At 43.2% G+C, this 2790-nt stretch carries 4 protein-coding genes and 1 pseudogene; all 5 read right to left on the bottom strand.

The annotated features are described in order from the left end of the window. Positions 1–187 precede the first annotated feature (187 nt). Positions 188–673 (bottom strand): hypothetical protein, encoded by a 486-nt coding sequence (locus tag BLX41_RS33315; RefSeq protein WP_148059682.1) that lies wholly within the window; start codon positions 671–673, stop codon positions 188–190. Between the two features lie 12 nt (positions 674–685). Next, positions 686–856: a hypothetical protein gene (locus BLX41_RS33505; RefSeq protein WP_185073371.1), complete on the bottom strand. Its 171-nt coding sequence runs from the start codon at positions 854–856 to the stop codon at positions 686–688. Positions 857–1289: 433 nt separating this feature from the next. After that, positions 1290–1496, bottom strand: coding sequence for an RDD family protein (locus tag BLX41_RS34385; protein WP_259744395.1), 207 nt, complete (start codon positions 1494–1496; stop codon positions 1290–1292). Between the two features lie 186 nt (positions 1497–1682). Further along, positions 1683–2168, bottom strand: a complete 486-nt coding sequence (locus tag BLX41_RS04170) for a pentapeptide repeat-containing protein (RefSeq protein WP_103289612.1) — start codon at positions 2166–2168, stop codon at positions 1683–1685. Next, positions 2168–2790 (bottom strand): annotated as a pseudogene (locus BLX41_RS33500) (hypothetical protein); the annotation flags it as partial. The pseudogene BLX41_RS33500 and the gene BLX41_RS04170, both read right to left, overlap by 1 nt.

Below are 2790 nucleotides of genomic sequence, written 5' to 3'. Positions count from 1 at the left end.
CTTGCATCTTTTCCATAGATGGGGCTGAGGCACAGCCATAAAGCAAGACTATAGAGACAACAGAGGCGACCTTGCAGACAATCTTAATCATGTAAATCTTCCCTATTACACGTAGTTTTATAATTTCCTACAAACTAGAAAAATCGCTCCACTGCCGAAATCAATATCTGCCTGTGATTTCAACTAATCAAACGTTCGCCCTCCCAACCGAAACCGCAACCTCTATTACTATTTTAGAAGCGCCAGACTGATCACGAGACAAACTTTCATCCTTCAGTGGATCAAGCACATAAAAAACTTCAACACGTGAGCCAACCTGATAAAAACTGACATCCTCTTCATCATGAACATAAATACCCTCAGTACACAAAACACCTTCATCCAGCATCACATCCATTGTATTATCAGGCATATCACCATCCTGACCAGAATAATAGGTCCTAACTATAACACCAGAAATTTTCTTTGCAGGCATAACGCCACAACTAATATTACCCCACCACTCCTTAGAACCAAAAAGTCCAAAACTGCTCTTAAGCCCTAACAAAGGTCTATTTTTATCCAAAGTCAACGACTGCACTAAAAAAACCTGCTCTGGATCACGCCTAAGCTCCTCAGCCAATTGATAAACTAATCTCATGGGCACACGACTCTCAGCCAAAGATAAAAACATCCCCACCCCCACCTAACGTAATATTTCAACACGAAGAATATTTTCATTAAAAATATCCAATACAGCCCCCTTGCCCAACTGAGTATTCAACACTCCGGCACCGCCACTTACATGAGCCTCTCCAGTCGCCTCCACTTTAAAGCGAGAATTTTTTTGATCCCACCCTCCCGTTTGTTTCGACATACTTGGAAGCTGCTTTGTCATTGGAGAGTTTGCGAAAGCCCCATCTCCTTGAAGCAAGGCTTACTTGCTTTTCTTGGCGATAGCTGCCTTGGGCTGCATCCTTGATCAGATAACGGCCTCCCAAATAGCCCAGCACCTTCGTACTTCGTCAAACACTCCGCACGTACAAGACAAGCCCCATACTATTCAAACATTTCGTTAATACTCTTAACAAAATTAAAAATAGATCTTACTTCGCTCACCCTTAGCCACAAATTGACTCCAGCGTAAAGCTGCATCAGTGCCCTCTTTTCCTTTGGCACCGTTCTTTTCGGCCTCAACTTTCACAAATTGATAACAACAGTTCTAGCCAACATATCGCCAAGTCTTCGACGCAAACCAAACAATACAAATACACCATCCAAAATACTGAATAACGCTTTAGGAAAATTTGTCAAGGCTGATTGAAGAGGGGTACAGGATGTCCATAAGGAAAGCCAACCACAGTCATCTTGAATAGACGCTTCCCCAGACTTTGCCCATTGGGCAGCGCATCGCAAAACAAAAAGTAGGCGAGAGCAAGCAAAGTCAAGAAATAATCAACACCCTGAAAAACCGTCAGACCCAGTTCTGAGCTGAAGCGAACAGAAAAATGCAGCATGAAACTTTTCAAAAAGCAGAATAAAGAATACAACCGCCATATCAACAACGTATCCAGCCAGACGTTTTATAGAGCTTGCCAGATCATAAGCACCTATTGGACCGGTTAACTCTACCTGACTCAAAATGTATCTCTCCATCGATAAAATAGAGCTATCGCCGCAAACACTTACTTAAAAACCCAACACTAAGCCTTAACCTTAACTGCACCGTGGAGCTCAGGATAAAACCCTTCTGGCCATAGAGTTTTTTCATCATATTTAGCACCAAACAAATCAGCTTCCTCTATTCGCTTGACGTCAACATTAGCGCCGCATAAGTCAGCACCTCTAAAATCAGCACCTCCCACATCTGCATTTTTCAAATTCGACATTGAAAGATCACTTCTAGAGAAATCAGCATACGCAGCAATTGAGTCTGAAAGGTCAACACCTCTCATTACTGAGCAGCTGAATGTAGCGTTCATCAATGCAGTCTTACCCATTTTAGCTCCACTCAAAGTACAGAAATCAAAAACAGCATTTCTCAAATTCGCACCAGTAAAGTCTGTACCAACGAGGTCTAGACTTTCAAATATTGCACGATGTAAATTCACCCCCCTCAAATCTGAACCAGCAAAGCTATCGAACTCAAACTCTAAACTTTCTCCAGTCTCAAATTTTAAAACAATCATTAACCACCCCAATCTACCGGATCAATTTTCAATTCACCAACCGGCCTTTTTAATTCAACTTTATTTGGAGATAACGCTCCAGGCTTTACGCTAGGCTCTCTACCCAATATCTTTGCCGCTATATATCGATGATTCCCTTCGACAATCACATCTTCATCCATATCAATTGCTGGTGCTATATCGCCCTTCAAAAGCCTATCAACATATCGCTGAATCATGGGAAGTGACACAGCCTTTTGCGTACTAATAGCCGAATCGCCTTGCAATGCTTGTTTAATAATTTCAGGCGTTACATCGGAACCTTTTGAGACTAATGGCTTTGGTAATACCCCAGTTCCTTTTACTGAGCCATCCTCACTATACATCACCCCCGGATTCAGCTTGTGCTCCGGAGTCACATAGGCGCCATCCTTCTGCACCCCATCCAGTTGAGTACCGCCGGTATGTGGCGTTGTAACAACTCCGCCACCCTCAGCGTAGCCTCCACTGGCAGGAATCCCTCCTGACGTATCAACAATCGGACTGACCAGCTTTCGGTTTTCATCATCAAGCAGGTGAATTGGAAACGCAGTGAGGGTTATCAACTCCCACAGGCCGATCGAAATTTTTAGCTGCCTTTGCA

This window comes from Pseudomonas protegens, from assembly GCF_003732485.1.
Lineage (GTDB): Bacteria > Pseudomonadota > Gammaproteobacteria > Pseudomonadales > Pseudomonadaceae > Aquipseudomonas > Aquipseudomonas protegens_B.
Note: the sequence above shows the minus strand (reverse complement) of the source record. Positions and strands in the feature narration are given on the sequence as shown.

Coding starts and splice junctions, on each gene's coding strand:
- BLX41_RS33315 (WP_148059682.1), bottom strand. CDS start 673: ATGTTTTTATCTTTGGCTGAGAGTCGTGTGCCCATGAGATTAGTTTAT.
- BLX41_RS33505 (WP_185073371.1), bottom strand. CDS start 856: ATGTCGAAACAAACGGGAGGGTGGGATCAAAAAAATTCTCGCTTTAAA.
- BLX41_RS34385 (WP_259744395.1), bottom strand. CDS start 1,496: ATGCTGCATTTTTCTGTTCGCTTCAGCTCAGAACTGGGTCTGACGGTT.
- BLX41_RS04170 (WP_103289612.1), bottom strand. CDS start 2,168: ATGATTGTTTTAAAATTTGAGACTGGAGAAAGTTTAGAGTTTGAGTTC.